This window comes from Acidobacteriota bacterium (assembly GCA_034211275.1).
Taxonomy (GTDB): domain Bacteria; phylum Acidobacteriota; class Thermoanaerobaculia; order Multivoradales; family JAHZIX01; genus JAGQSE01.
Genome location: JAXHTF010000051.1, coordinates 12,501 through 35,441, shown reverse-complemented (window position 1 = coordinate 35,441; position 22,941 = coordinate 12,501). Strand labels below are relative to the sequence as shown.

Below are 22,941 nucleotides of genomic sequence, written 5' to 3'. Positions count from 1 at the left end.
AGTAGTAGGGCCGCAGGGTCTCGATATATGCGCCGGGCATGATCTGGTGGAAGCCGGCCAGGGCGGTGACGGCGCTGATGCCGTCGATGCCGTTCCAGGGGGGCATACCCAGCAGGTCGAGAAGGGTGGGGGCGACGTCGACCAGCCGGGGATGGACATCGGCGCGGCATTTGCCGGCGGCGACCTCCCCGGGCCAGTGGAAGATCAGGGGCACCAATACGGTGCTGTCGTAGAGGAAGAATCCGTGGGTCTCCTCGCCGTGCTCTCCCAGGCTCTCACCATGATCCGCGGTGAAGATGACCAGCGGTGGTTGGGAGGAGGTTCCCCGGGCCGCCTTCAAGAGGTCCCCGAGGGCCCGATCCACCGCCGCCACCTCGCCCTGGTAAGCACCCCGGGGGCCGTCCTGGAGCAAGTCCGCCGGCGGTTCGTAGGGGGCGTGGGGATCGTAGTAGTGAACCCATAGGAACCACGGGCCGTCTTGGCCCTTCAGCCACTGCTCGGCCGCCACGGTGGTCTCCGCCGCCGGCCGTTCGAGCTCTTCGCCGTCCAGGGCCAGCACGCCGTCGAAATGATCGAAACCGCGGTCGAGGCCGAACTCGGGGCTCAGGGGATAGCCGCTGGTGAAGGCGCCGGTGGCGTACCCGGCCCGGCCCAAGGTCTCCGCCAGGGTCTGCATGCCCACGCCCAAGACCTGACCGTTGTCCCGCACGCCATGGCGGCGGGGGAGCAGGCCGGTGAGAAGGGACGCATGGGCCGGTGCGGTGAGGGGGGCCGTGGTCACCGCCGCCGGAAAGGCGCAGCCCTCCGCCGCCAGCTGGTCGACGTTGGGGGTCCCCTCGACGCCGGAGACCCAACCCAGGGCGTCCGGCCGCAGGGTGTCGACGGTAACCAGCAGGACATTGGGCGGTCCGGTGTCCTCCTTTTGGGCTTCTGAAGGCCCAGTGAAGGCGGCGAGGCCGAGAATCAGCGTGAGGAGGACAGATAGACGGAGGGCGGTTCGATTCTTCATGGGCGTGATCATCCCACGACCCGAACGCCAAGCCCAGCCCCCGTCCGCTAAGGATTGCTGCCGGCTGTGGTTGGCAGGGCGTAGGGGGATGCGTTGAGCGGGAGTCGAATCGAGATCTGAGTGGCGGTGAGTCCGCTGTAGGACACCCTGGGAGAAGCAACAAGTGGGTCCCACCGTGTTGGAGCATGTCCTGGGAGCGCCGGCTTCTAGCCGGTTGGGCGGGGAGGGGCACAAGAAAAACCCCCGGCTGCCGCGAGGGCGAGCCGGGGGTTCCTTGAGGCTAGCGGGGGAGAGGCGGACTCAGGGAGTGCCACCCACCACGTTGCTCCAATTGCCGGTGCCACCGCCTTCGAAACCATCGCCGAAGATGCTGGTGGTGACGTTGCAGGTGTTGAGCTGGCCATCGTCCGTTTGCAGGTCGAAGTCGGTCAGCGTGACCTCGTCGAAGTAGAACCCGCGCAGGGCCAGCGCACCATCGGTGGAGTAGGTGACCTCCAGATAGCGCGGCAGGCCGGCAACGCCGACGGAGCCCAGGGCCCCGGCGGACCAGGAGCTGGTGCCCCAGGTGGCCTCGGTGTCGGCCCAGCCTTCCTCCGGTTCCAAGCAACCGCTGAAGTTGCCGGGGCCGCTGCTGTCGGCGTTGTAGGGCCGGCCGCTGTCCGGGGTGACCAGGGTGCGGGTGTCCGTCGAATCCACCAGCGCGACGTTGGCACGGTCGTACCAAGTGCCGCCGGAGAGCGGTTCGATGTCGTAGTTGTTCCACAGCGACAGCGTCGAGGTGGCGGTGAGGCGGATCTCCGGCGAGCGGATCCGGTCGCAGGCACCGTTCAGGGCGTTGGAGGAAGCGACGGCGTCGGTGGTGCTGTCACCGCCGGCAAAGCTGTCGTCCAGAGCGAAGATCCCGCTGTTCACCTGCCAGCCCTCGAGACGGCCGGTCTCGAAGCTGAAGGTGTGGCTGGCGAAGGTCTCCATGTCGCTGTTCAGCCCACCGAGGGTGAGCACCGCGGTGCGGGTCTGGGGCGAGATCTCGTCGGCGGTGACCTCCACCATGATCTGCATCGACTCCTGGTACGAGGTACCGGCGGAGGTGATGTCGAATTGGGCAGTGCCCGGACCGCACTCGGCGAGGGAGGCGGTGACCGCCGTCGGCAAGGACGTGATTACCGAGACCTCCGGATGGCTGATCACCTGGACGTCCAGCAGCTGGACGTTGGTCAGGGCGCCGGTGCCGATGTTGTCCACGTCGAAGCTGATGGTGGCGGTCTCGCAGTTGTCGAGATACGCGTCACCGTCGCCGGTGCTGGGCGCCACGGCCACCGAAGCGGCGTTGATGCCCAGGTTGGCGCCAGGGGTGGCGGTGATCATCTGGCAGGTGCTCATGGGGCTACGGCACGCGTTGCTGGTGCCCACCGCCATCACCGAGTAGTAGTAGTCGCGGCCGTTCTGCAGCTCCGTGTCGTAGAACTCCAGGTCCGTGGTGTCGGCGACCATGATCTTGCCGAAGTCGCAGCCGAAGACGCCGTCGGTGCGGAAGACCTGATAGCTGACGGCTCCGGCGACGGCACCCCAGGTGACGTGGGCGCCGCGGTCCAAGGCGGTGGCGCTGACCACCGGCGCCGCGGTGGGCGCTCCAGCGCAGCCGCTGTTGGTCACCGCCGGGGTCGGGCAGGCGATGTCGTGGCGGTCGAAGGCGGCGAAGATGGCGCTCATGTGGGGCGTACCGTCGCCCAGGTTGCCGTTGTCGTCGTCCGCCGCCAGATAGTTGAGATAGCCGCCGTCGGCGTTGCAGCCGTCGCCGGTGGCGGTGCCGTTGACGCAGGAGTACCAGCTACCCACCGTGGCGGAGCCGTAGTAGGTCAGACGGGTGGTCTCCTCCAGCGCGGTGTTGAGATCGTAGTTGAAGGGAATCCCCTGCAGGTCCCGAGCGTAGAGGTCCCACACCGCCTCGGCGTAGACCTGACCCTCGCAGTGCACGCCGCCGCCGCAGGGCGACGGTCCGGCGCCGCAAGCGCCGTCGATGAAGGCGATGCCGTGGGGGTTGCCGGAGGCGCGCTGGGCCCAGTCGATCTCCCGGACTCCGGTGCAGCTCAGGCAGGCGTCGCCGAAGCCGGTGCAGTTGGTGGCGCGGAAGTTGCGCCCAATGCAGGAGGTGTTGAGGCGCAGGGAGGCGAAGATGTCGGCGATGCCCTCACCGGGGTTGGACACCGACCCGGTGAGGTCGTTGTTGTCCATCCCGTGGCCCCACTCGTGGTCGAAGACGCCGGCGATCTCACCGGTGTTGTTGCAGCCGCCGCCGGAGGTGAAGAAGTTGACCTGACCATTCCAGCTGGCGTTGCAGTTGGAGTTGATGTTCATGTTGGAGATCAGCTTCTGCTGCAGCCAGACATTGCCCGGCAGATATCCGCGGGCAGCTTCCTTGATGCGGTTCATCTCGTAGAAGCCGGAGCGCGAGGAGCGGGTGTTGCCGGCGGAGGCTCCCCCGGCGACGTTGCAGTCGGTGCCGGGGCTGGTGCCGAAGTCTAGGGTGTCGCCGGCGGTGCTCTCGCTGATGGCGCCGCAGTTGTCGTTCATCGACATGTAGAGGCCGTCGAGGGTGCTCTCGATGGTGCCATCGACGCAGGCGGGAAGGTTGCCGCCGGCGTCGGTGTAGACCACCTCGCCGCCGACGATGACGTTGGTGTAGGGCATGGGCCATTCGGCCTGCTCGACGCCGTCGGGGGCAACGCCGTCGTTGCTCACCGGCAGCACGCCGCCCACCACTTCTCGGGGGGAAGCGTAGTGGGCCGTGTCCTGGAAGGAGACGAGCTCACCGCTGTGGGCGTCCACCAGCGCCTCGTAGCGCTCGATGTGGCCGGTGAAGTTCGGGCGCACCACCCACACCAGGCGATAGTCTAGGCCCTCGCCGACTGGGTTGGCGTCCGGCCGCAGGCCCCGGGCCATGGGCACGTAGAGCAGCTCGGTGCGATCCCAGAAACCCTGGCTGCGCACCGGCGCGATGTGCTGGGCGACGCGGCTCGTGGCCTGCTCGCGGTCGAGGGTGGGGGAAGCCGGGGTGGTGATGTCGCCCCAGTTGCGCACGCCCATCAGAATCAGGTTGCCGTGGTTGATCACCGCGGTGAGGAAGCTGTCGCGCACCGGGATGCCGTCGACCACCCGGCGGCCGTGGATCTGCACCAGGCTGCCGCCGGCCTCGGCAGCCACCCGCGGCTCGATCTCGGCGGGGTCGAGGGCCAGAGCCAGCTGATGGATCTCGAGGTAGCTGCGCAGGGAGCTCCAGGCCGCGGCCTCGAGGGCTCGGTCGTCGGCGGGCTCGGGCTGGCGGAGGGTGCTCCAGCTGAGGTTGTTGCCGACGCCGGTGCCGGGGATCATGGGCTCGGAGAGGAGCAGCGTGCCCCAGCGGCCGCTGCGCAGATCGAGGTAGGCGTTGGAGGCAGCCACGTCGAGCCCCGAGAGGCCCACGCTACGGTCCGTAGCAGTGCCGTCGAGCTGATCCGCGGAGCGATAGACATTGCCGATGTAGAGCGCTGGGTGGCGGGTCTCCTTGGCACTCAGCAAGCTGGTGCCGTCACGCTCTACCAAGGCGTCGGCGGGTAAGGCGGCCCAGGCCAGGAGACCTGCGGCGACGAGTAGGATGCGGCTGAGTCGAGGCATCGATCGGCTCCCTCTAGAAAGTCATTCAAGCGACGGTCGCGGCCCAAGGGGCCGGCACGGAGCATGGAGTCTGCAGCTGAAGAGCCCGCAAAAAAGACGTCGTCCACGGGCCATTCCGAAGTTTGTCAGCGACGCTATCACAGGGCGGGCGTGGGTGAACAGCGCGTGCTCGGGCACTGGTGGAGTCGGGCCGGAAAGCCTTGGGGAGAGGATGGGGTCAGGCGGTGGCGGCCACCGGATGGAGCTCTTCCATCTCCACCGCCACCAGCCGCGAGACGCCGCGCTCTTCCATGGTGACGCCGTAGAGATTGGTCGCCACCTCCATGGTCAGCTTGTTGTGGGTGATGACCAGGAATTGGGTCTCCTGGGCCATCTCCCGCAGCATTTCGACGAACCGCAGGGTGTTGGCGTCGTCGAGGGGGGCGTCGACCTCGTCGAGGATGCAGAACGGCGAGGGCTTGGTGCGGAAGAGAGCGAAGAGCAGCGCCACCGCGGTGAGGGCCTTTTCACCGCCGGACATGAGCTGGATATTCTGCAGCCGCTTGCCCGGGGGACGGGCGACGATCTCGATGCCGCTCTCCAGGGGATCTTCCTCGTCCATCAACCGCATCTCCGCCTCGCCGCCGCGGAACAGCCGCTGGAAGACCTCGCCGAAGGTGACATTGACCTCCTCGAAGGTGGAGAGGAAGCGCTCGCTGGAGGTCTCGTTGATCTCGCGGATGGTCTGGCGCAGGCTGGTGACGGAGTCGGCGACGTCGGCCCGTTGGGTGACCAGGAATTCGTGGCGCTCCTGCTGCTCCTCGTATTCCTCCATGGCCAGGACGTTCACCGGTCCCAGACGGTCGAGGGTGGCCTTGGTGGTGGCCAGCTCGCCTTCCAGGCTGGCGAGGTCGTCGGGGGCGGAGTCGGGAGGCGGGGGCAGCTCGCTGCCGAAGCTCTCGTGGAATTGGGTCGCCAGATGCTCGGCGTCCTGGGTCAGGGAAGCCTGCTTGACCCGCAGGTTCTCGATCTCCGTGCGCACCTCGTCCCGGCGTCCCCGGCAGGTGGCCAGCCGCTCCTCCAGGGTGCGCAGGTCGCCGCGCAAATCGTCCAGCTTCTCCTGCTCCAGGATCACCTGATCATCCGCCTCCTGCTGGGCGCCGAGGGCTTGGGAGAGCTCCGCCTCGGCCTGCTCCCGGGAGGCCACCAGCTCCCGCTGCCGGCTTTCCAGCCGCTGGTGCTCCTCGCTCCACAACGCTGCCTGACGTTCGCCCTCGGTGATCTCCCGATCCAGCCGCCGAGCTTCCGACTGCAGGGCCTCCAGCCGTTCTTCCAGCACCTCCAGGCGGCCGGCTCGGCCGGCGCTCTCGGTGCGCAGGCTCTCGCGGTGCGTCTTGGCCTGTTCCACCTGCTCCTGGGCGCGCTCCAGATCCTCCGCCAGGGCGGCCTCCCGCGCCGTCGCCTGCTCCAAGGAGGCCTGATGAGCCCGCTGCCGCTCCACCAATCCGGCGACCTTGGCGTCCACCTCGTCGAGCTCCTGGCGGATGCGCTGGTGTTGCTCCGCCAGCCGTCCGCGGCGGCCTTCCAGGTCCTGCTGCCGCGCCTGGCTCACCGCCAGATCCTGGCGCAGCTGGCCGCTGGCGTCCTCCAGGCGGTTCTTCTCCTTCGCCTGTCGGGCGCGCTTTTCCACCAGCTCCTGGATGCGGCGGCTGGCCGCCTGGCGCTGGTCTTCCAGCTGCGGCAGGGTTTCCGCCAGCTCCGCCAGCTCCGCTTCCCGGGCAAGGACGCCGGGGATCTCCGAATCACCTTCCAGGTGCAGCAGACCACCCTCGGCCCAGATCCCTTGGCGGCTGATGAAGACCACCCCGGGATGGCTGCGGGCCAGCCGCTCGGCGTCGTCGGCGCCTTCCACTAGGAAGCCCGGGGGCAGGGCGTGGGCGAGCTCCGGCGGCAGGCCCAGAGCCTGGGCTAGGGAGAGCACCACCGCCGGATCCTCCGCGGCCTCTTGGATGGGGGAGAGGGGGCCGTCGTCGGTCTCTGCCGGGGGCGTCACCGGCCGCAGCAGGGTGGCGCCGGCGGAGCGCACCCGGCCGTGGAGATGCTGGGCGAGGGTGGCGGAGGCCTCCTCCGCGTCCAGCAGCACGGCGTCGGTGAGCTCGCCGAGGAAGAAGTCCAGGCTGCTCTCCCAACCGCTCACCGCTTCCAGCCGTTCCGCCAGATAGCGGGGCTCGTCGTAGCCGGAGCCGGCGAGGGCGTCCTCGAGGGTGGCGCGGCGCTCGGCGTGGGCCCGGGCCAGCTGCTCCAGCACGTCCCGGCGCTGCTCGGCTCGGGTCAGCTCGTCCTCGAGCCGGCGCAGCTCGGTGGTGGCGGCCTGCTCTTCCCGCAGGGTGGCTTCCAGGGCCTCGCTCACCGCTGCCAGCTCCTGCTCGGCCTTGGCCAAGGCGGCTTCCAGCTCCTGCACCCGCTCACCGGCGGCGGTCAGGGTCTCGTCGGTCTGGGCCAGCTCGCCAGAAGCTTCGTCCAGCTCTTCCTGCAGGTGGTGGCGGCGGGAGTTGGTGCGCTCTTGCTCGATCTCGCCTTGGTGCACGCGGCTGCGTAGCCCCGAGACCTCACCGTCGGCGCGCAGCAGCTCGGAGCGCACCGTCCCCACCCGCGCCTCGGCCTGGCGCAGCTCTTTTTCTGCCCCTTCGATATGGCTGCGGTCTTCCTCCACCGCGGCGGCGGCGGCGTCCCGCTCCTGGCGTAGCTCCTCGCTCCGTTCCTCGACCTCCGCGAGGCGCTGGCGATGCTCTTCCGATTCCTGTCGCCGCCGTTGGGCCAGCTCGCTGCCGCCGGCGGCGCGCTCAGCGATCTCCTGCAGGGTCTGGCGGGAGGATTTGAGGAATTCCTGCCGGCCTTCGATGGTGGCGGCGAGCTCGGAGCGCCGCTGGTGGCATTCCCCCAACACTTCCGCCTGGCGTTCCAGGGCTTCCCGGCCGGCGGCCAGGGCGGCCTCGTCGCGGCTCAGGGCGGCGGCCAGCTCGGCGTCGGCGGTGGTGTGCTCGGTGAGGGATTGGCGCAGCACCTCCAGGCGCTGGTGCAGGGTGGCCCAGCGTCCCAGCAGCACCTGCTGCAGGAGCTCCCGGTATTCGACTTCTTTTTCCTTGTAGCGCCGGGCGGCGTTGGCCTGGCGTTTCAGCGAGCGCAGCGCCCGCTCCACCTCGGAGATTACGTCGTCCAGGCGCAGCAGGTTGGCCATGGCCTCTTCCAGCTTGACCTCGGCGATGCGTTTGCGGGCCTTGTAGCGGGTGATGCCGGCGGCCTCTTCGAGCAGCTTGCGGCGTTCCGCCGGCTTGCTCGACAGGATCATGCCGATCTTGCCCTGCTCGATGACCGAGTAGGCCCGGATGCCCAGGCCGGTGTCCATCAGGAGGTCTTTGATCTCCTTCAGACGGACGGTGCGGCCGTTGAGGCGGTATTGGCTCTCACCGCTGCGCAACACCCGCCGGCCGATGGTGATGACGCCCTCTTCAGAGCGTGGGAAGTCGGGATCGGTGCGCAGGGTGAGAGTGGCTTCCGCCATCCCCAGAGGACGCCGGCCCTCGGAGCCGTTGAAGATCACGTCCTCCATGCGGCCACCGCGCAGACTCTTGGCGCTCTGCTCGCCGAGCACCCAGGACATGGAGTCGGAGATATTGCTCTTGCCACAGCCGTTGGGGCCGACGATGGCGGTAATGCCACCGGCGAATTGCACCGTCACGGTGTCGGCAAAACTCTTGAATCCTGAGACTTCCAGTCGATCGAGCTTGAGCATGGTCCTCGCTTTCGGGTCGGCGGGGAAGATAGCAGAGAAGTCATAGACCCACAAGCGGTTGTAGTGCCTAGCCGCTTATGCTACCAGATGTTGCGTTCGATTGGAGATGTTGGCTGATTCGGTCCCGGCACTTGATCCCGGAGCCCAAAAAGATGATATGGTGTTTTCACATAACTTGAGTTGGAAGACCTTTAGAGTTTGGAGGAAGAGATGAGACATGCAGTGGAGAGCCGCCGGAGACGCCGTATGGGCTGGGGGCTGTTGGTGTTGGGGATCCTCTGTTGGGGGCTGGCTCCCGCCGCCGAAGCGGAGATTTGCGCCCTCGACACGGTGCCGGCGGCGACGCTGTTGCTGCCGTACTTCGAGGTCGATCTGGACGAGGACAACGGCTCCACCACCCTGATGTCGGTGGGTAGCTCGGCGGCCGGGTCGCGGCTCGCCCGGGTGACGCTGTGGACCGATATGGCGCTGCCTACCGCTTCCTTCGATCTCTATCTCACCGGCTTCGACATCGCCACCATCAACCTGCGGGACGTGCTCCAATTCGGCCTGCTGCCGGACGATGGAGTCTTCTCGGAGCCCGGTGACCTCTCCCACCCGAACCCGGCTTTCCCGGGCTGCGCGCCGGATTCCCGGGAGATTCCCGCTGGCTTCCTGGCGGAGATGCAGAAGGCCCATCTGGGGGTCGGCTCGGGTCTCTACGGCGGCCTGTGCGCGGGCTCGCCGCGCCTCGGCGGAGGAGACGAGAGTCTGGCCAAGGGTTTCGTCACCGTCGACGTGGTGGGGGAGTGCTCGCCGATTCATCCTGGGCAGGAGGGCTATTTCGGGCCCGACGGTATCGCCCTCGACGACAACGTGCTGTGGGGGGACTTTTTCTTCGTCGACCCGGCGGGGAACTTCGCCCAGGGCGAGCCGTTGGTGCGCCTGGAGGCTTCTGCCGAGCACTTAGGCCCCGGGGACCGCACCTTCTACAGCTTCCTGGTGGGCGGCGACGGCTCCGACCACCGCGAGCCGCTGCCGTCCATCTGGAGCACCCGCTACCTCTCCGGCGGCGCGTTCTCCGGCGGTACCTCCCTCATCGCCTGGCGCGGTCCCGTCCTCGAGCCGGCACCGTTCTCCTGTCCGTCGAACTTCAGCGGCTTCGACCCCGTCCCCAGCTTCCGGGAGGCCTACGCCTTCGACGAGGAGGAGTCGGTGGTGGGGATTTACCCCAGCGGCGGCATCATCGATCCGCCGCCGCCGCCCATCGACGTCGAACCGCTTCCCTTCTACGCCAACAAAGTGCGATTCGAGGAGTGGCTCTTTCCGCCGCCGTGGGAATTCGGCTGGCTGTCCTTCGATCTGAGGAGCCGCGAGCCTTTCGGCGTCACCCACCCCATGTCCCAGGCTTGGCTCGGCGCCACCTTTGACGCCAGCGGCTTGTTCAGCGTCGGCATGCAGGGCACCCACCACGACTCGCCGTGCGCCATCGAAGGCTGTGCTCTCGGGGAATCGATACCGGCGGGGGAGGTCTGTCTGCGACCCCTGGCCGGCGGCTCGGACGAGCTCGAAGAGGGCGATTCCGCAGTGCTGGTGATCGTCCCCGCGGGCTGCTACTCGAGCAGCTGCACCCAGATCTTCGACGCCCGCTGCTCGGTGGTGGGCAGCGGCAATGAACGCCAAGTGATCACCCACTTCTGTCTCTCCGAGGACACTTCCGGGGCCGTCGGCTGCACGGCGGACTGCGGTGGCGGTGGCACGGCGGACTGCCGCCTCAGCGGGCTGGGAGCCGGCGACCACACGATTCAGGTCGACGACCTGACGCTGGAGTTCTCCATCCCCACCACCGTTCCCCCGCTGGGCATCTGCACCGGGTCGCCGTTCTGAGCGCGTCGCGGCACCGCCCGCGAGCCGGCGGATCCACCGGGACGGAATCCGCCCACCCTACCTACTCGCGGAGACGGAACCGCGAGCCGTAGGGTGGGCGCCAGCCCACCATTTCCCGACCCTCGCGGAGACGAAGCGGAGAGCGCCCGCCTACCGTGGCTCGGAGTTTCGACCAGCCCACCGACGTGACGAGTCAGGAAGCTTCGGAGCGGCGGAGGCGGGGGTAGTAGAAGGCGACCCACAGGGCCAGCGGCAGGCCGAGCTTGAAGGGTAGGTCCAGCAGGTGCTTGCCCAGGCCATAGAAATTCTGCGCCAGTGAGCCGTAGTGCTCGGCGCTCCACTCGCCGAGCTGGGTGGCGTAGGCGAATTTGACCCAGAAGAAGAGCAGGATCAGGTCGAAGAAGACGGTCACCAGCACCGCCCAGCCGAGGTTGCTCAGCCGTTCCTTCCAGGGCACCCCCGGCACTGCCAGGAAGAGGGCTCCGAGCAGGATCAGGTGGTAGTGGATATCGGTCACCCGCACTGAATACACGCGGCTCTTGGCCGGCGGTCGGTCGGTGCGGATCACCGCAACGTAATGCTCATCCGACGGATGGGGCTCCAGCCGGGTGACGTTGGGACTCTCGCTGAGATTGAGCAGATTCTGGCCGCCGACGGTGAGGAAGCGGTTGTAGAACCCGGTGAGCAACACCCAGACGATGGCCGCCGGCAGCAGCCAGAGGATGACGTTGCGGATCAGCTTGGGGACCTGCACCGGGGTCTCCGCCGCTGGTCAGCTCTCCGCCGGCTGGGGCTTGGGCGCCGCGAAGCGGTCCGCCCAAAAGATCCACAGCAGCACGCCGAAGAGGATGACCACGGTTTGCCAGATGACGGTGTGGGAGGTGTCGAAGAGCTTGGGGAAGTAGACGCCGGTGAGGAAGAGGGCCACCACCCGGATGAGATTGACCACCTGAATCGCGATCAGCCCCAAGCCCAGCCCCAGCGCCCGCGCCCGCCACGGCGCCGGAAAGGCGAGGACTGCGGAGCAGAAGATGAGCATCGTCTCGACGCCGTTGCAGCCGTTGCGGATGTTGACGTGGAAGCGGTCGCTGCGGATTTGCGTCCCGGTGCGGGTGACATCCTGGCCGATGACGTCCAGCGCCACCCCGCTCACCACCGCCACCATGCCGGTGAAGGGTTCGATGACGTGCTCGTTGATGCTGTTGAGGGAGATCAGCGCGAAGCTGCCCCCCAAGAGGATGGCGAAGATCACCAGGAAGGCCAGCTCGGAGCGATAGGCTCTCCAGCCGGTGGCCTTGGTTTGGGAGCTCTGATCTTTGGAGCCATGGCCCTTGGAGCTGGATTTATTCGAGCTGGGGCCCTTCGGGGTCTTCCCTCGTTCGTTCTTTGCGCTCATTCGTCCGGGGTCGGTAGTGGGTGATTTCTGAAGGCTTTGCCGTGCCGCTGGATCTTAGAGGAGCCGGCGCCGGGTGTCCAGGGCGGTAGACGCTCGTCGTTGACAGCCCCCGCCCCCCCGATCTACCATTCCGCCGGCTGGGAGAGCCGCACCGCTCCCGGCTAGGAAACCCACCTTGCAAGCCAATCTCGAACCGAAAGTCAGCCTGCTGGACCGCCAGCAGATGCAGCGCGTCATCCGCCGGATGGCCGGGGAAGTGGTGGAGATGGATGGGGTGGAGGGGCTGATGCTGGTGGGGATTCGCACCCGCGGGGTTCCTCTGGCGCAGCGTATGGCGGACGCCATCGAGGAGCTCGAGGGGGTGAAGGTGCCCCAGGGCGTCCTCGACATCACCCTCTACCGCGACGATCTCTCCACCATCGCGCCGCAGCCGGTGGTCAAGGCCACCCGCCTGCCGGAGGACATCGCCGGCAAGCTGGTGGTGTTGTGCGACGACGTGCTCTACACCGGACGCACGGGGCGCGCCGCCATCGACGCCCTGCTGGACTATGGCCGGCCCCGGGCGGTGCGGCTGGCGGTGCTCATCGACCGCGGTCATCGGGAGCTGCCGGTACAGGCGGATATCGTCGGCCGCAACGTGCCCACTGCCCGCCGGGAGGTGGTGGAAGTGCTCTTCGACGAGACCGACGGTTCCGAGGAGGTACGGCTGATGACTCGGAAGGAGGACGCGTGACCTGGTCGAGGAAGGATCTCCTGGGCATCGCCGACCTGACGCCGGAGGAGATCCAGCTGATCCTCGACACCGCCGAAGGATTTCGCGAGGTTTCCCAGCGACCGGTGAAGAAGGTGCCGACGCTGCGCGGCAAGACGGTGATCAACCTCTTCTTCGAGGCCTCCACCCGCACTCGCTCCAGCTTCGAGATCGCCGAGAAGCGACTGAGCGCCGACTCGATCAATTTCTCCGCCTCATCCTCGGCCTTGTCCAAGGGCGAGAGCCTCATCGACACCGCCCTCAACCTCCAGGCCATGGCGCCGGACGTGGTGGTGATTCGCCACATGCACCCGGGAGTTCCCCACATGCTCGCCGAGCGCATCGCCGCGGGGGTGGTGAACGCCGGGGACGGCGCCCACGAGCATCCCACTCAAGCCTTGCTGGACGCCTACACCATCCGCAAGCGCAAGGGCCGGCTGGAAGGGCTCAAGGTCGCCATCATCGGCGATATCGAGCACAGCCGGGTAGTGCGCTCGAACATTCTCCTGCTCACCAAGATGGGCGCTGAAGTACGGGTCGCCGGTCCCCACACCATGATGCCGGTGGCGGTGGAGGCGCTGGGGGCCCAGCCGGTGTACAGCCTCTCCGAGGCCCTCGACGGCGTTGACGTGGTGATGATGTTGCGCATCCAGCTGGAGCGCCAAAGCCGCATGCGCATGCCGTCGGTGAAGGAATACTTCCACCTCTTCGGCCTGACGCCCAAGCACCTGGCCCTGGCCAACGACGACGCCATCGTGATGCATCCGGGCCCGATGAACCGGGGCGTGGAAATTGCCAGTGAGGTGGCCGACGGTCCCTATTCGGTAATCCTTCAGCAGGTGGAGGCGGGAGTGGCGGTGCGCATGGCGGTGCTCTATCTGCTCTTGGGGCTGCGGGACCAGGAGGGAGAAGGATGAGCCAAGGCAAGGGCCAAGACGGAAAGCAGCACCGCGGCCAATTGGTGCTCCAGGGTGGCCGGGTGGTGGACCCGAGTCAGGGGCTGGATGGCCGCCGCGATCTGCTGGTGGAAGACGGTGTGGTGCGGGCAGTGGAGGAGTCGCTGGAGGTGCCGGAGGGTGCCGAGGTCTTCGACGCCTCGGAACTGGTGGTCGCTCCCGGGCTCATCGACATGCACGTGCACCTGCGGGAGCCCGGCTTCGAATACAAGGAGACGCTGCTCACCGGCACCCGGTCCGCCGCCGCCGGTGGCTTCACCGCCGTCGCCTGCATGGCCAACACCAGCCCGGTGAACGACAACAGCTCGGTGACCCGCCACATCCTGGCGGAGGCGGAGCGTTCCGGTTTCGCCCGGGTCTATCCCATCGGGGCTATCAGCAAGGGGATGAAGGGAGAGGAGCTCTCGGAGCTGGGAGAGATGGTGCGCGCCGGCGCCGTCGCCGTCTCCGACGACGGGCTGCCGGTGAAGAACGCCGAGTTGATGCGTCGCGCCCTGCTCTACGCCCGCCACTTCGACGTGCCGGTGATCCAGCACGCCGAGGATCTGGATCTCACCGGTCCCGGGGTCATGCACGAGGGCGAGTGGTCTACCCGCCTCGGTCTACCGGGAATCCCCGGCGCCTCCGAGGACGTGGTGGTGGCCAGGGATCTGATCCTGGCGGAGGACAGCGGTGGTCGCTACCACGTGGCCCATCTGAGCACCGGCCGCGCCCTGCGCCTGGTGCGCCGGGCGCGGGAAGACGGGCTGAAGGTGAGCTGTGAGGTCACTCCCCACCACTTGCTGCTGACGGATCAGGCGGTGGCGGAGTACAACTACTCGGCCAACACCAAGATGAAGCCGCCGCTACGCTCCGAGGCGGATCGCCAGGCGCTCCTGGAAGGCCTCGCCGACGGCTCCATCGACGTCATCGCCACCGACCACGCGCCCCACCATCCGGACGAGAAGGCGGTGCAATTCTCCTGCTCGCCCTTCGGTATCCTGGGCCTCGAGACCGCTTTGCCCCTGTCCCTGGACCGCCTGGTCCACGCCGGCGTCATCTCCCTCTCCCGCATGGTGGATCTGCTCTCCTGCGGCCCGGCGAGAGTCCTCGGGATCCCCGGCGGCACCCTGGCCCCGGGCTCGGTAGCGGACATCACGGTCTTCGATCCCGAGAAGGAAACGACCATCGACGTCTCCAAATCCGAGAGCAAATCCCGCAACACCCCCTTCGACGGCTGGCGCCTCAAAGGCTCCCCGGTGGCTACCTTCCTGGGTGGGCGTCGGGTGACGCTCTAATTCCTTCCGGCGGCGCCGATCACGGGGGCGAGCCGCTGCTGCATTTGCAGCGGACGCCGCCGGTGGAGCACGAGCTACCGCCGCCGCCGGTGTAGAGATCACAGAAGCCGACGCTGCCGTTGCTCAGCAGGCAGGCGGCGCCCAGGCGGTCTCCGGAGCATTGGGGCTCGCCGCAGGTGCCGCAGACGATCTGGTGCCCTTGGGCCTGCCAGCTCGGGGGCGAGAGGGCCGATGCGGTGGGCGAGCAATTCTGGATCGCGGGGGATGGATCTTCCGGCGCAGCCGGACCTGCCAGGGCGGGAGCTGCCAGCAGGACGGAGAGAGCCAGCGATCCAACGAGCACGAGCCAAGGGGCGAGTTTCATGGTTCCTCCCGGATGAAGAGTCTTCTGTATTGATGGTCAGTCCTATTGATTATTCGTATATTCTGGCTCGTTGCAACAGTGGGGGCCGAGGCCTGGAATGCCCCCGGAGGTCATTTACGCTAGAATCCCATGCGCATGAGCCAGGATCTCCTCACCACCGCCACGTCCGCCGCCCGCGCCGGCGGCGAAATTCTCCGCCGGGCGTTCCGGGCGGAGGATCTGGCCGTGGAGCGCAAGGGGCGCCACGACTACGTCACCCGGGTCGACTATGAGAGCGAGGAGGCGGTGCTCGAAGTGATCCGTCGGCGGCATCCGGACCACGCGATCCTGGCAGAGGAGGGCGGGCGAGAAGCCGGCGCTGCGCAGAGCGATGGCGGGGAGGCGGACTGCCAATGGCTGGTGGATCCGCTGGACGGCACCACCAACTTCCTGAAGCAGCTGCCCTTCTTCGCCGTTTCCGTCGCCTGCCGCTGCCGCGGCGAGCTGGTGGCGGCGGTGGTGCTGGATCCCCTCCGCAACGACCTCTTCGGCGCCGCCCGTGGTCTCGGAGCGACCCTCAACGGCCAGCCCATCCGAGTTTCCTCCCGCGCCGGCCTCGACGACGCCTTCGTCGCCACCGGCTTTCCGTTTCGCCACTCCCAGGCAGTGCGGGAGCGTTACTTCGCTTCCTTCCATCGGGTCTTCGAACGCGTCTCCGGCGTCCGTCGCTGCGGCTCCGCGGCGCTGGATCTGGCCTATACCGCTTCCGGCGTCTTCGACGGCTTCTGGGAGTATGGACTGGCGCCCTGGGATATCGCCGCCGGGGCCCTATTGGTGCGCGAGGCCGGCGGGGTGATCACCGACGACCTGGGGGAGGATGGATTCCTCGCCAGCGGCAACGTGGTGGCGGGCCCGGCGGGGCTGCATCGGGAGCTGTTGGCGGAAGCGACGCCGTCCGCCGCCGAGGAGCTGGCCGTGGGAGCTGAGGCGTGAAGATCCGCAAGCGCAAGATGCGGCCGGGAAACCTGTCTCCTCAGGAGCTCGCTTCGAAGCGCCGGCGGGACCGCTTCGAGGTGCAGATCCACCCGATGGATATTCGCTCCCGGGTGCGCTACCTCTTCTTCTCCCGACGCCAGGTGTTGAGCGCCGCCGCCGCCGTGCTCGCCTACGTCCTCTTCCTCGGTTTCGCGCTGTGGAAGGCGCCGTCGGTGATCGCCAACCTCTGGAGTTACAACGAGTACCAGCAGCTGGTGGCGGAACGGCAGGCGCTGGGAGAAAAGCTCCGGCCGCTGGTGACGGAGCTCCAAGGCCTGGCTGCGGAGACCGATGATCTGCGCCTCACCCTCGACCGCATCTACCTGGCCTACGGCCTGGACAACGAAGCGAGCATCGGCCAGGGCGGCTATCCCTTCCAGGTGCAGTCGGTGCCCGACTCCATTTACGCCGATCTGGTGCGCCAGGGCGAGGGTACCCGCCTGCGGGTGACGGAGCAGCTGCGGGTGCTGGACATCTTCACCGAGGAGGTGAAGGAGTTCGAGTCGGCGCGGCGGGGGCAGATTCTCACCACCCCCTCCACCTGCCCGCTGGAGCACGGTAGCTTCGTCCTCACCAGTCCTTTCGGCCACCGTCGCAACCCCTTCACCAACGCCCTCGACTTCCACGCCGGCATCGATCTGTCGGCGCTGGAGGGTACCCCCATCCATGCACCGGCGGACGGGGTGGTGGTCTTCGCCGGCCGCTATCCGCTGCGCCGCAGCGCCGCCTGGTGGCGCTACGGCAACCTGGTGGTGCTGAAGAACGGCGATGACTTCATCTCCCTCTACGCCCACTGCGACGAGATTCTGGTGCGCAAGGGCCAGAAGGTGGAGCAGGGGGATCAGCTGGCGACGGTGGGCAACACCGGTCTGTCCACCAACCCGCACCTGCACTACGAGATCCGGCGCCGCGACACCGAGGGCAATCTGGTGCCGGTGGATCCCCGCATCTACATGTTGGACCTGCAGCTCAGCGACAGCGAGAAGCTCCTGGTCGCCACCCGCAACGCCCCCAAGCTGGAAGGCTTCGAGCCGCTACCACGATTGCTGCAGCGCTAGGCCCGCCCGGGCACCTTGCCGTGCCCCCAGCCTCGCCTGTGGCCATTCCCCGACTCCTTCAATCCGCCCGCTTTCCGGAGACTCCGACCATGGCCAAGAACACCGCTGAAGAAGCCGCCCCGACCATGATCATCCCCAAGGGCACCGAGATCCAGGTGGATAGCCACGGTCAGCTCTCGGTGCGTACCCCGGGCAACCTGGTGATCCAGAACTCCGGGCACTACGCCAACCTGGAATCCGTCGGTGGCTCCATCCGCATCGAGCCCAACGTCGAGGTGGAGGCGGTGAGCGTGCGCTGCGCCGAGACCTGCTACGTTCAAGGTAGCCTCACCGCCTGGCAGGTCACCGCCCGCAGCCTGCACCTGGAGGACACCGCCCAAGCCCACATCGTGCTGCAGGATACGGAAAGCCTGGAGGTGGGCAAGGGAGCCCGGCTGATCGGTAATTTCGCGTCCGAGAAGGAGCTCTTCTTCCTCTTCTCCCGCTTTTCCCAGCAGGTCCGTTCGCTGCCCTTCTACCAGCGCGACGACGCCGAGGAAGCCGAGGTGGTGGGGGAGGAGGACGACGGAGTTCCTCCTCTGTCTCTGCTCTCCGGCACCGACCCTACCGCCAGCGCCGAGCTCGAAGATCCCCTCTTCTTCGCTCTGGTCCTGCTCGAACGAGATCGTTCCCGTCAGGAGTACAACGGTGGGGAGGAGCGGGTGCTGGACGAGCTCATCAAACTCCTGCGCCAGGGCGACGTGGAGACCCTCCGCCACACCCACCGCGCCCTGTTCAACCGCATCTCCAAGCCCACCAACCTCGTCCAGCGCGCCCGCCACATGATCTCCCGCAGCTTCGCACCGACCCCTTCGGAGCCGGAGATGGAGGAGATGGACGACGAGGAGGTCTGAGGCCTCGCCGGGTCGCTAACCCCCGGTGGTCACCCGCACCACCTCTTCGAAGGTGGTGGTGCCCTCCGCGAGCTTGCGCAGGGCGCTTTGGCGTAGGGTGCGCATACCGTTCTTGACCGCTTCCCGCTTGATTTCCGGAGCGTCGGCGTTGGCCAGGATGAGGTCCTTGACCGCGTCGTCGATGGGCAGCACCTCGAAAATGCCGGAGCGCCCCAGGTAGCCGGTGCCGCGGCATTCGGGGCAGCCTTCGCCCTCCCGCACCTTGACCTTCTTGCCCTGGGGCACCGACAACCGCAGGGTGCGGATCTCGTCGCCGGTGAGGAAGCGGTCGGTGATGCAGTGGCTGCAGATCTTGCGCACCAGGCGCTGGGCCATGGAGCCGGCGAGGGTGGAGGTGATCATGAAGCGCTCGACCCCCAGATCCGACAGGCGGGTGACGGCGGAGGCGGCGTCGTTGGTGTGCAGAGTAGAGAAGACCAGGTGGCCGGTGAGGGCCGCCTGGGTGGCGTAGTGGGCGGTCTCCTGGTCGCGGATTTCGCCGACCATGATGATGTCCGGATCCTGGCGCAGGATGTGGCGCAGCGCCGCCGCGAAGGTGATCCCCACCTTGTTCTGCACCGCTGTCTGGTTGAAGTCCTCGTAGACCATCTCGATGGGGTCCTCGATGGTGGTGACGTTGACCTCTCGGTTGGCGATGGTCTTGAGGGCGGAGTAGAGGGTGGTGGTCTTACCGGAGCCGGTGGGGCCTGTGACCAGGACGATGCCGTGGGGGCGGGAGATGAAGTCGTTGAAATGACTCAGCTCATCGGCGTAGAAGCCCAGGGAGCTCAGATCCTGGGTCAGCACCTCGGGGTCGAAGATGCGCAGCACGATCTTCTCGCCGAAGGCCACCGGCAGGGTGGAAACGCGGAGCTCCACCTCGCGGCCGCCGCGGAGGGTCTTGACCCGGCCGTCCTGGGGGCGGCGTTTCTCGGCGATGTCCAGCCGGGACATGGTCTTGAGCCGGCTCACCACCGCCCGGTGCACCACCTTGGGCAGGGTCTGGATGTCGTGGAGCACGCCGTCGATGCGGAAGCGGATCACCGCGGTCTCGCGCCGGGGCTCGACGTGGATGTCGCTGGCACGGCTCTCGTAGGCGTGTTGGAGCATGAACTCGACGGCGTTGACCACGTGCTGGTCGCTGGATTCGATCTCCGTCTCGCTCTTCATCCGCACCAGCTGCTCGAGGTTGCCCAGGTCGAGGCTCTGGTCCAGATCCTGCTGGGCGCGCTTCACCGAGTGGCGCAGGCCGTAGAACTCGGTGATGGCCCGCAGCACCTCCGGCTCCGAGGCGACGACCATTTCCAGCTCGCGGTCGGCGATGCGGCGGAAGGAGTCCACGGCTTCGAGATCGAAGGGGTTGGCGCAGGCCACCCGCAGCTTTCCGGCCACCATCTCCAGGGGGATCATGCGGTGGCGGCGGGCGAAGGGGCGGGACATCTTGCTCTCGATGAGGTCGGCGTCCAGGGAGAGAGCGTCGATGCGCACGTGCTCGTGGTCCGTGTCCTTGGCCAGGGCGCGGGCGATGACGTGCTCGTCCACCAGTTGGTCGCCGTTGTCGCCACCGTGGACGGGCAGCTTCATGCTCTGGATCAGCTCGTAGGCCACCGCCCGCTGCTCGTAGGCGCGATGGGAATAGTCGTTGGGGAGGTTGCGCGCTTCCTTGCGCACCATCTCCACCTGGCGCTCATCGAGAATGCCCTGGCGCTTGAGAACGGAGGCAACGATTTCGGGGGTCAGAATCATGCGGTCTCCCAGGGGGCGGAAGGCCCCAGTCACGAGGGACTAGTGGCGAAGGACTAGGAGTCTACCAAGGTGGGGAGGGCGGCTGGGAGAGGGGGATCGAGGGGGTGAGGTTTCAGTCGGTACACCGGCAATTCTTTTGGACGCTCCGATCCAAATGCTCAGGAGGCGCGAGCCGTCGGAGCAGCCTCTCGCTCTTCAGCTTCCGACCCCTGCCCCCGCGATCCCGGCGCCAGCGCACAGTGGGAGCAGGCGGGCTCTTGCTTCTCGCCGTCAGCGCCCCCGCCACTGGCCCGGCGCAGGGAGCGCACCATGCCCACCACCGCTGCCACCACCAGCAGGGTCACCACCCAGAATTGGGGATCGCTCCAGGGCACGCTCATCGTGGGCTCACCTCAGGGGATGCCCAGCAAATGCAGGCCGTGGTAGGTGAGGAACGCGCAGACGTAGGCCAGGCCAGTCATATAGGCCAGCTGTACGACGGTCCACTTCCAGCTGTCGGTTTCCCGGCGGGTCACCGCCAGGGTCGGCAGGCATTGCATGGCGAGGACGAAGAAGACCAGCAGGCTGGCGGAGGTGGCGGGGGTGAAGAGGGGAGAGCCGTCGTCCCGGCGGGCGGTGCGGATGCGCTCGATGACCCCGGAGTCCTCGACGTCCAGATCTTCGTCTCCCACCAGCAGCACCGCCATGGTGGAGACGAAGACCTCACGGGCCAGGAAGCTGGTGAGCACACCGACGGTGAGCTGCCAGTCGTAGCCCAGGGGCGCCAGCGCCGGCTCGAAGGTGCGCCCCAGGCGGCCGGCGAAGCTGTAGCGTTGGGAGTACTGCGCCTCCTCGAAGGCGGCCTCGTCCCGTAGCTCCTGGACCTGTGCCTGGATCTCCTCCGGGGCCGGCTCGGGGGCGCTCTCCAGCAGCTGAGAGGCTTCCTGCCGCAGCTCCACCGCCGACTCCGGCGGCGGCGATTGAGGGTAGGCGCTGAGCCACCACATGACGATGCAGATGCCCAGGATGAAGGTTCCGGCTTTGCGTAGGAAGCCGACCCCCTGGTCGAAGGCGGTGAACAGAGCGCTGCGCAGGGACGGCATCTTGTAGGACGGCAGCTCCAGGACCATCGGTCGGGAGCGTCCTTTGAGCACCGTGCGCCGAGCGACGAAGGCGCTGAGCAGGGCGGCGGTGGCCCCCAGCAGATAGCAGCCGGCGAAGGCCAGGCCGGCGAGCATGGGGCGCTCGCGGAAGAGCAGGGTGGTGAGCAGGACGTAGACCGGCAGGCGCGCCGAGCAGCTCATGAACGGAGCCACCAAGATGGTCGCCAGCCGGTCCTTGCGGTCGGGGATGAGCTTGGTGGCCATGATCCCCGGCAGTGCGCAGGCGTGGCTCGAGAGCAGCGGCACGAAGGCCTGGCCGGGGAGCCCGAACCGGCACAGCAGGCGGTCCATGACGAAGGCGGCGCGGCCCAGATAGCCGGTGTCCTCGAGCAGGCTGATGAGGAAGAAGAGCAGGCAGATCTGTGGCAGGAAGACCACGGTGCCGGCGACTCCGGCCACCACGCCGTCCACCAACAGCTCGCGCACCGGCCCGGCAGGGAGGGTGCCCTCGATCCAGCCGCCGAGGTGCTCGAAAGTGGCCTCGATGAGGTCCATGGGGACGGTGGCCAGCTCGAAGAGAATCCAGAACATCCCCGCCATCACGCCGATGAACACCAACAAGCCCACCAGAGGATGGGTGAAAGCCTGGTCCAGCCTTTCCGTCACCGTATCGCCGGCCCCGCCGACGGCCTCGCCACCGCCGATGCTGGCGGAGACCACGCCGTCGGCCCAGGCGGCCAGGGCGTGGGAGTCTTCACAATCGGGGAGCGTGGGATGGGGGCCTTCGAGGCCGGGGGCGTCGAAGCCGGAGACATCGAGGTCGGAAGCTTCGAGACCTGAAATCTCCAGTCCCCGGATCCCGGCGGCGGGCTCTCGGAGCACTCGACGCACCGCCTCCCCGAGCTCCAACACGCCGGCGCCGGTGCGCGCCACCATGGGCACCACCGGGCAGCCCAGCTTCTGAGACAGCCGTTGGGCATCGACGGTCAGGCCCCGACGCTGGGCCAGGTCCACCATGTTGAGGGCGACGACGGTGGGAAGGCGATAGTTGAGCAGCTCCGCCACCAGATGCAGGTTGCGGCTGAGGTTGGTGGTGTCGACCACCACCACCACGGCGTCCGGCGCCCGGAAGAGCCCCTCGCCGCTCAGGGCATGGCGGCAGACGCGGGATTCCGGTAGGTCGAGGTTCAGCCGGTAGAGGCCGGGGAGATCGATGACCTCCAGCGGCGTCTCGGGGTGGGGCACCCAGCGGCCGAAGCGGGCGTCGGTAGTGGTGCCGGGGAAGTTGGCGGTCTTGGCCCGCAGCCCGCAGAGGCGGTTGAAGAGGGTGGTTTTCCCGGTGTTGGGGTTGCCCAGCAGGGCGATGCGCAGCTTGCGGTGGGAGCTGACCGGTTGAGCCGGGCTCGGGTCCGGCACGGGAGAGGACTCGGGCGCCGGCGAGGCCGACGCTGGGGTTGGAGGCGCCATGGGCTACGGTAAAACTCTCGAGGTCTTTGGATGAACGGTGGTCAAATTCTGCAACATGCCGTCGAGCCCGAAGCGCCTCGCGGGGAGGTGGGGGCGGGGTTCCCGGGAACGAGATTTCAGCAGCGGGCTCCGGAAGACCGGCAGCTTCGCCGGCGACCCCACGGCAGGCTCGGTCTCAGTGCGGTGAGGGCCCGGTGTGGGGCTCCGGCAGGACGAGGAGTTTGCGGGCTACGGCCTCCGCCAGGCCGATGCGGGTGGTGCGCACCTGCACGATCCACGGATCGCCGCACTTGCACAGCCGCAACCGGCAGTGGTCCGTGAGCCCGAGAGCGCTGAGGAGCAAGCAGTCTTCCGACGCCAAGCGGGCGTCCAGCAAGCGCGCGCTCTGACCCTCGGCGAGCTGGGTGAGGGGCAGCGCTTGGGCGGCGGCGGACGCCTTGGTCGAATCTTGTGGAGCGTCTTGAGCGGTGGCGGCGGAGGACATTTCCATGGAGCGCTCTCCTGAGATAAAAGAATCCTTATTGAGACTCGATCTCAACTAATTCTTAGTATACCAGCAGAGGAGTTTCGGGACCAGAGGGCGGTGATGGAACCGGTGCG

The 22,941-nt window shown here is 67.6% G+C and carries 17 protein-coding genes; 7 read left to right on the top strand and 10 right to left on the bottom strand.

All coding sequences use genetic code 11. The features are described 5' to 3' along the window. The 3 genes from SX243_10605 to smc all read right to left on the bottom strand — a co-directional run. Window positions 1-1,009 (bottom strand): sulfatase (locus SX243_10605; protein ID MDY7093408.1); only part of this gene is annotated, 1,009 nt, incomplete at its 3' end. A gap of 300 nt (window positions 1,010-1,309) precedes the next feature. Then, window positions 1,310-4,660: a hypothetical protein gene (locus tag SX243_10600; protein MDY7093407.1), complete on the bottom strand. Its 3,351-nt coding sequence runs from the start codon at window positions 4,658-4,660 to the stop codon at window positions 1,310-1,312. Between the two features lie 217 nt (window positions 4,661-4,877). After that, window positions 4,878-8,432 (bottom strand): chromosome segregation protein SMC, encoded by a 3,555-nt coding sequence (gene smc, locus SX243_10595; GenBank protein MDY7093406.1) that lies wholly within the window; start codon window positions 8,430-8,432, stop codon window positions 4,878-4,880. Window positions 8,433-8,642: 210 nt separating this feature from the next. Here smc and SX243_10590 point away from each other — a divergent pair, with 210 nt between their 5' ends. Next, a complete protein-coding gene (locus SX243_10590; protein ID MDY7093405.1) occupies window positions 8,643-10,298 on the top strand; it encodes a hypothetical protein in 1,656 nt (551 codons plus the stop codon). 193 nt (window positions 10,299-10,491) lie between these two features. Here the strand turns inward: SX243_10590 and SX243_10585 are convergent, their stop codons facing one another. Together SX243_10585 and xrtH are read right to left on the bottom strand one after the other, a co-directional pair. Beyond that, window positions 10,492-11,052 carry a hypothetical protein gene (locus tag SX243_10585; GenBank protein ID MDY7093404.1) on the bottom strand — a complete coding sequence of 187 codons (561 nt, stop codon included), beginning with the start codon at window positions 11,050-11,052 and terminating at the stop codon, window positions 10,492-10,494. Between the two features lie 18 nt (window positions 11,053-11,070). Then, window positions 11,071-11,694 carry an exosortase H gene (gene xrtH / locus SX243_10580; protein ID MDY7093403.1) on the bottom strand — a complete coding sequence of 208 codons (624 nt, stop codon included), beginning with the start codon at window positions 11,692-11,694 and terminating at the stop codon, window positions 11,071-11,073. 175 nt (window positions 11,695-11,869) lie between these two features. Here xrtH and pyrR point away from each other — a divergent pair, with 175 nt between their 5' ends. Genes pyrR through SX243_10565 form a run of 3 tightly spaced genes read left to right on the top strand, consistent with a single transcriptional unit; the run spans window position 11,870 to window position 14,678 of the window. Continuing rightward, the gene (gene pyrR / locus SX243_10575; GenBank protein ID MDY7093402.1) at window positions 11,870-12,427 is read left to right on the top strand and encodes a bifunctional pyr operon transcriptional regulator/uracil phosphoribosyltransferase PyrR; all 558 of its coding nucleotides are present in this window, start codon (window positions 11,870-11,872) and stop codon (window positions 12,425-12,427) included. Further along, entirely contained in the window at window positions 12,424-13,362 is a 939-nt protein-coding gene (locus tag SX243_10570) for an aspartate carbamoyltransferase catalytic subunit (protein ID MDY7093401.1), read from the top strand. Before pyrR ends, SX243_10570 begins: the two co-directional genes overlap by 4 nt. Next, window positions 13,359-14,678, top strand: coding sequence for a dihydroorotase (locus SX243_10565; protein ID MDY7093400.1), 1,320 nt, complete (start codon window positions 13,359-13,361; stop codon window positions 14,676-14,678). Before SX243_10570 ends, SX243_10565 begins: the two co-directional genes overlap by 4 nt. 19 nt (window positions 14,679-14,697) lie before the next feature. On the opposite strand, the gene SX243_10560 is transcribed toward SX243_10565, so the two are convergent. Beyond that, on the bottom strand, window positions 14,698-15,042 hold the full coding sequence (locus tag SX243_10560) for a hypothetical protein (protein ID MDY7093399.1): 345 nt from the start codon (window positions 15,040-15,042) through the stop codon (window positions 14,698-14,700). A gap of 135 nt (window positions 15,043-15,177) precedes the next feature. Between SX243_10560 and SX243_10555 the strand changes: the two genes are divergently transcribed. The 3 genes from SX243_10555 (at window position 15,178) to SX243_10545 (ending at window position 18,007) form a co-directional block, all read left to right on the top strand. Continuing rightward, window positions 15,178-16,014 (top strand): inositol monophosphatase family protein, encoded by an 837-nt coding sequence (locus SX243_10555; GenBank protein MDY7093398.1) that lies wholly within the window; start codon window positions 15,178-15,180, stop codon window positions 16,012-16,014. After that, window positions 16,011-17,114, top strand: a complete 1,104-nt coding sequence (locus SX243_10550) for a M23 family metallopeptidase (GenBank protein ID MDY7093397.1) — start codon at window positions 16,011-16,013, stop codon at window positions 17,112-17,114. The genes SX243_10555 and SX243_10550 overlap by 4 nt, the downstream gene beginning before the upstream one ends. Window positions 17,115-17,203: 89 nt before the next feature. Beyond that, the gene (locus SX243_10545; protein ID MDY7093396.1) at window positions 17,204-18,007 is read left to right on the top strand and encodes a hypothetical protein; all 804 of its coding nucleotides are present in this window, start codon (window positions 17,204-17,206) and stop codon (window positions 18,005-18,007) included. A 15-nt stretch (window positions 18,008-18,022) separates the two neighbouring features. Here SX243_10545 and SX243_10540 read toward each other — a convergent pair whose 3' ends face one another. The 4 genes from SX243_10540 to SX243_10525 all read right to left on the bottom strand — a co-directional run bounded on the left by SX243_10540 (window position 18,023) and on the right by SX243_10525 (window position 22,831). Beyond that, a complete protein-coding gene (locus SX243_10540; protein MDY7093395.1) occupies window positions 18,023-19,792 on the bottom strand; it encodes a GspE/PulE family protein in 1,770 nt (589 codons plus the stop codon). A gap of 158 nt (window positions 19,793-19,950) precedes the next feature. After that, window positions 19,951-20,172 carry a hypothetical protein gene (locus SX243_10535; protein MDY7093394.1) on the bottom strand — a complete coding sequence of 74 codons (222 nt, stop codon included), beginning with the start codon at window positions 20,170-20,172 and terminating at the stop codon, window positions 19,951-19,953. 12 nt (window positions 20,173-20,184) lie between these two features. After that, window positions 20,185-22,290 carry a ferrous iron transporter B gene (locus SX243_10530; protein MDY7093393.1) on the bottom strand — a complete coding sequence of 702 codons (2,106 nt, stop codon included), beginning with the start codon at window positions 22,288-22,290 and terminating at the stop codon, window positions 20,185-20,187. A 226-nt stretch (window positions 22,291-22,516) separates the two neighbouring features. Then, a complete protein-coding gene (locus SX243_10525) occupies window positions 22,517-22,831 on the bottom strand; it encodes a FeoA family protein (protein MDY7093392.1) in 315 nt (104 codons plus the stop codon). Window positions 22,832-22,941 lie beyond the last annotated feature (110 nt).